Raw genomic sequence first — 5,433 nt, forward strand, 5'->3', positions numbered from 1 at the left:
GAGCTTCGATGCGTACGTGACGGATCGACTCCCGCCTCTCACCCCGTTATGACCTGCGGACTCATGCCCTAACCGGGACTTTGCAACAGCCCTGGAAGAACATCGAAGGCACCCGCGCCAAGCTGAAACGCCTGGTCAAACTCGATGTCCTCATCGAAGTCGACACCGGCAGCTTTACCAAGAAGCAGTAGCCGACCAAGCCCCGCGACCAGCAGCCCTGTCCTGCTTTACTTCGAAACGGACATCAACTCTCGAACCGCCCTCTGAGGATGGCCGGGACCCCCCATATCGCTACCATCGTCGATGATTCCGCCCGTAGCCAGGCGAATCCGAGGCCATGTTCAGGCAGCATGGACTCCCGTATGGGCAAAACCCACCAATGTCGCTCACGCCCCCACCAGCGGGCAGCACTATCGCCCTAACGAGGCCTCATATAAGATCAACTGCCAGACCTGGCAGGCTTAACACTGGAGCTACAACCGGGTGACGCAAAATGCGGATCAGGCACCATCGGGAGCCCGCTCATCCAGTCCGCGGTGCACACGGCGACGTGGCCCAGCCACCTGCAGGCGAGAGATGTATGCTCCAGAGCCACCTGCCGGTGCCACTTCTTTTGACAAGGAGAGATAATGAGTAATTTCGTCATCATTACGAATGACACTATCGCCGTAACCATTCCCACGGCAATCATCCCCGCTATCGTTTCCCCAGTGCCAATCATTGGCTCGAGTGCGAATTTGTCAGTCGACAATCTTCGCGCCTGCCTAATGGGTGACGAGCTTCCACTGTCAATCTCCACCCCCCTTAATTACACTACTCCCTCTCATTCCGTAGCAGGCATGGGCAAACTAAGCCTCGAACTGCCCCCTGCAAACACAACGGCGAAGACAAAAAATGGAAATAAATCCCTACTCCTCAAGGGATCCTCTTTTACTGCAAAATTCCAGGTCACCACCCCGGCGACGATGCCACCTCCTGCCAGTACCCCGGATCCGGAGTTGGTTAAGGTCGGGACTGCCACCTTCGCCACCAAGAACACCAAGTTCTTGGCAAGTTGACCGATCTCGATCAGAGCGTGTCTGCGGTCTCCCGCCGCGAGGGGCCGGTGGTCGGCCGCCGGCGCAATGCTGCCCGGTGCCCGTGTAGCCTAGCCGCATCACCGCCCTCGGCCGACCACCGGCCGCCCCGTGGCCAAGCCCCCTGAGGAACAGCGGCTCGACATCACCATTGGCAAGCAGTCCGCCCGCCTCTGGAAGGGCGCCACCCACTGCCACTCGCAGCGGGATTCACTGGCGCTTCCTAAAGCGATCACCAGAGCCTGGAACATGTGACGTACCTCGCAGTCCAACCGTGGACATACCGAAACGACGACGGTCACCACTCGGTCGGCGCAGCTCTGGTGGCGCGCTGTGGCGGGATGGGCTGGCCTTGACCTTGGCGTCGGCTAGGCGCCCCTAACCAGACCTGCGAGGAGCAGTCATGCTCAATGGATTCAAGAACTTTTTGACGCGCGGTGATGTCGTTTTTGTGGCCATCGGGTTGATCGTTGCATTAGCGTTCAGCACACTGATCAAGGCGTTCACGGACAACGTGATAACGCCGATCATCACTCGGACTCAGGGCGGCCATTCGGCCGGACTCGGCTGGCAGTTGGGTGATCCGGGTAACACCTCGACGTACCTCAACATCGGGCAGTTCATCTCCGCCCTGATCTATTTCGTGATCTTCATGGCGGTGGTCTACTTCCTGATTTTTGTCCCGTACAAGCTGGTCCAGGCCCGCCGGGGAATCAGCGTCTTCGGTCCCCCGAAACCCGCGAAGACCTGCCCGGCCTGCGCCTCCGACGATATCCCGCGGAGTGCCACCAAGTGCCGCTACTGCGGCACCAACCAGCCCATCCCGCCGGTCGGCGGTCTGTAAGAGGGCATTTGGTGAGAGTGGTTTGCCCTTTATGTTCTAGTAAGTTCCTCGCCAGGTTGGTGTGGTCTCGTCCGTTATGCGCTTGGTGAGGTTGTCGATCGAGGCAATGTGGATCATGGCTTCGGAGCTGGCCGGGAGGGTCTCGTAGTCGCGGGCGAGGCGGCGGCGTTGCATGATCCACCCCAAGCTTCGTTCGACCACCCATCGCCTTTTCGCCCCGTGAAATCCAGGGACGTCGGACTTCCGGTGGACGACCTCGACGTCGACTCCGAGGCTTGCGCCGTGCTCGATCATTGCGTTCTTGAAGCCAGTGTCGACCCAGCTCTTGGAGATGCTCGGGTAAGGGCTTGCAGATAATTAACACGCTGATTTTGTGGCGGAGTTGGGCTCACGTCCTTGTGTGACGACGCGGGCGTGGATGGCGGCCAGGGCGGTGGGCGGGGATGGTGCGGGCGGGATCTCGGCCCCGTGCCGGTCGAGTAGCTGCCTGATCTTGTGGAAGGTGCGGTGCACCGCGCTCCGGCTGCTGCCGAACAGCACGGCGAGGGGTTCTGCGGGCAGGCCGAGCCGCAGGTGGAGGACGGTAGCCAGGACCTGCTCGGGAAAGGGCAGCCGGGGCGGGCGGCCCATCCCGGCGCCGGGTTGTGCTTCGTGCAGAGCGGCCAGGCTGGCGGTGAGGACGTCCAGGTCGTGCTGGGACATGCCGGTCAGGGTGGGATCGGACAGCGTGGCCTGGTCCCAGGCGACGCCGGGAACATGCTCCTTGGCAGGGGACACGCCCACCAGCGCAGGGTGGAGGACGTAGTTCCAGTCGCCGTGGAAGGCGTGCCGGGTAAGCGGCAGCGCGGCCATGTCCGCGTCGCCGATCTTGACGCCGGTCGGGTAGCTGCCGGTGTCGAGTTCGGCGTGGACGCGCAGTCCGCTGCGGCTGGTGGTGGCGGCGATGGTCTGCACGATGACCTCGCGGCTGGTCAGTGGGCGGCCTCGCCAGTTCATGGTGATGTGGGAGAACAACCTGTGCTCGATCTTGTTCCACTTCGAGGTGCCCGGCCAATGCCGTTGCTTGACTCAGTGAACTATCATAGGGTTCAGGGTGATGGTCTTCGCTGGGACACGTCGGGTCGGTCGACGTGGTTGACCTGCCTTGCGGATTGAGTAGCGGCCGTCGGCGCGTTTCAGGAGCCGGTCGGCTTCCCTGAGCCGCCTGGGGCCGCTGTCGAGCTTGCGGCGGACTTTCGCTGCCATGTTCGCCAGGAACTGCTTCATCCTGGCCGGGGTGTGCTGGCTCTGCCGGACCACGCTGCGCCGGACGTGCTTGAGGATCTTGAGGAAGGAGATCCGGTCGGGGTCGAACCGGCCGCGGTCGGCGACGCGCATGACGATCCGAGTCAGGCAGTGATGGATGATCAAGTGCGCCCACGCCTCCTGGCGTGCCAGTTCCGGGTCGGCGGAGCGCAGGATCGCCAGACCACCGCGCTGGAACGTCTTGATCTGCCGATAGGTGGTCTCCGCTTCCCAGCGCTCGTGATACAAGGCCGCCAACTCCGCGGCGGGGAAGGCGTCAGGGTCCATCAGATCGGTCAGCAGGCGGATGACCTCGCCGCCGTCGACCTGGTACTCGATGACGCGCACCAACACCCCGCCGGGGTGGTTCCCCTTCTGTCCGGCCAGGTTCATCCGCGCCAGGTAGGTGCCGTCCGGCAGGTGCTCGACCGGGCGGCGGGCCACGCTTGAGCGGGCCCGCAGGAGCAGGTGAGCCCCGGCCCGCGCGTAGGCCTTCCACAGCTCGACGCCTGGGAAGCCGCGACCCATGATGACGAGCATCCCCGCCGCACTGCCAGCCATCGCCACCGCCAACTCCCGTTCCCCGCCGCTGAATGCGCCCACCCGGACGTCCACCGACGCGTGCGTCGCGGCCTCCGTCAAGGTCACCACCCGCACCTGCGGGAACCCGGCCGGGTTACCTCGCACGTCCAGGAGCCCGCCCAGCTCGGCCCGGTTGGCAGGTGTGTCCGGCGCATCCAGCACGAACCCGTCCACCGCCGCGACCCGCATCCCACGGTAGAACGCACCCGAAAGCCCCAGCGGCGCCGCCGGCCCGGCCAGCTTCCGGAACACCGCCTCCAGCGCCGCCTCGCCCAGCCGCCGCCGAGCCCGCGTGAACGAGGACTTGTTCGGGATCGCCTCGTGCATATCCGGCCATGCACCCACCAGGTTCTCCGCGACATCGTCGTAGGAGTCCTGATGGAACAGCGCCAACGCGAGCACGTAGTGACCATGAACCGGGACGGCAGCGCCCCCGGACGCCGGTCCCGCCGACGGCACTCCGCCAGCGCCTGGTCCACCAACCCCGGCAGCACCCACTCGGTCAGGACACCAAGCCGTACCTCGTCGGACAAGCCACTCCACGGATGCACAACCGGACCAACGACCCCGCCCCGACACCGTCACCCGTTCCGCGGCAGTTGTTCTCGAATTCAAGCAACGGCATTGGGTGCCCGGCGGCAGGTGGCACACGGTGATGGTCAGCCCGGTTTCGGCGGCCAAGGCGGCGAGCTCGATCTTCCAGGCCCGGGTGCGGTGGCCGTTGGAGCCCCCGGCGTCCGCGGTGATCAGCAAGCGGGTGGCCTGCGGGCAGGTGTCCTTGCCCTGGCCGTGCCACCATCGGCGGATCGGGGCCACCGCGAAGGCGGCGGTGTCGTGGTCGCAGCCGACGTTGACCCAGCCGGCGTTCGCCGCGAGGTCGTAGATCCCGTACGGGACGGCCTTGCCCAGCTCGGGATCGGCGAAGTCGTGGACGCTGACCCGCACCGGCTCGCCGGTGGGCTGCCACTCGCGGCCGCTGTTCTTGAACTCGCCGACCAGTTCCTTCTTCTTGGTGTCCACACTGATCACCGGTTGGCCCGCGTCCCGGTGCTCGCGGACCTGTTCGTTGAGGTGGCGGAACTGCGCGTCGCGGTCTGGGTGTTGGGTGCCTTCAAGGGTCTTGGTGTTGGCCTGGAGGCTGAAGCCTTCCTCGCGGAGCAGGTCGGCGACCGTGTCGGCCGAGATCCGGTGGCCCTGTCCGGTCAGCTCCGAGGTCAGGCGGCGGGTGGACTTCGTCGTCCACCGCAACGGCGACATCGGATCACCGCGTACATCGGGCTCGACCAACGCCAGCAGCACCGACCGCAGCCCGGAGTCGAGTTCGACCAGTCGCTTGCGCCCTCCGCCCGGCCGGCGCACCCGCCCCAACGGGGCCTGGCCCGACTCCAGCTCGGTCACGCCCTTGGACACGGTCGCCTCGCTGACGCCCGCCGCGCGGGCGACGGCCCGGATCCCGTCGTGTCCCACCACCCGGGCCTCGGCTCCTATCGTCAGACGGCGCTGCCGCTCGTCCAGATGCGGCAGCAATGCCTCAAACTTGGATGCGAGTTAACTAAGGCCTGTCTGATAATTGATCTTGTGGCAGGTCGAGGCGAGTTGACGGACGTGGTGTGGGAGCGGATAGAGCCCCTGCTGCCGCAGGTGGAC

Annotated in this window: 3 protein-coding genes and 3 pseudogenes; 2 read left to right on the forward strand and 4 right to left on the reverse strand. The window is 65.2% G+C overall.

Going from position 1 to position 5,433, the window contains the following annotated elements:
* The first annotated feature begins 629 nt into the window (after positions 1-629).
* Positions 630-1,058 carry a hypothetical protein gene (locus ACWGKU_RS40295; RefSeq protein WP_331768684.1) on the forward strand — a complete coding sequence of 143 codons (429 nt, stop codon included), beginning with the start codon at positions 630-632 and terminating at the stop codon, positions 1,056-1,058.
* A 421-nt stretch (positions 1,059-1,479) separates the two neighbouring features.
* Positions 1,480-1,920: a large conductance mechanosensitive channel protein MscL gene (locus ACWGKU_RS40300; protein ID WP_331768686.1), complete on the forward strand. Its 441-nt coding sequence runs from the start codon at positions 1,480-1,482 to the stop codon at positions 1,918-1,920.
* 36 nt (positions 1,921-1,956) lie between these two features.
* Here ACWGKU_RS40300 and ACWGKU_RS40305 read toward each other — a convergent pair.
* The 4 genes and pseudogenes from ACWGKU_RS40305 to ACWGKU_RS40320 form a co-directional block, all read right to left on the reverse strand.
* Positions 1,957-2,262: pseudogene (locus ACWGKU_RS40305) on the reverse strand (transposase); the annotation flags it as partial.
* 15 nt (positions 2,263-2,277) lie between these two features.
* Positions 2,278-2,970, reverse strand: a pseudogene (locus tag ACWGKU_RS40310) (ISAzo13-like element transposase-related protein); the annotation flags it as partial.
* 18 nt (positions 2,971-2,988) lie between these two features.
* Entirely contained in the window at positions 2,989-4,371 is a 1,383-nt protein-coding gene (locus ACWGKU_RS40315; protein WP_421813769.1) for an IS4 family transposase, read from the reverse strand.
* A pseudogene (locus tag ACWGKU_RS40320) lies at positions 4,348-5,313 on the reverse strand (ISAzo13 family transposase); the annotation flags it as partial. The pseudogene ACWGKU_RS40320 and the gene ACWGKU_RS40315, both read right to left, overlap by 24 nt.
* Positions 5,314-5,433 lie beyond the last annotated feature (120 nt).

This window comes from Kitasatospora sp. NPDC054768 (assembly GCF_053612025.1).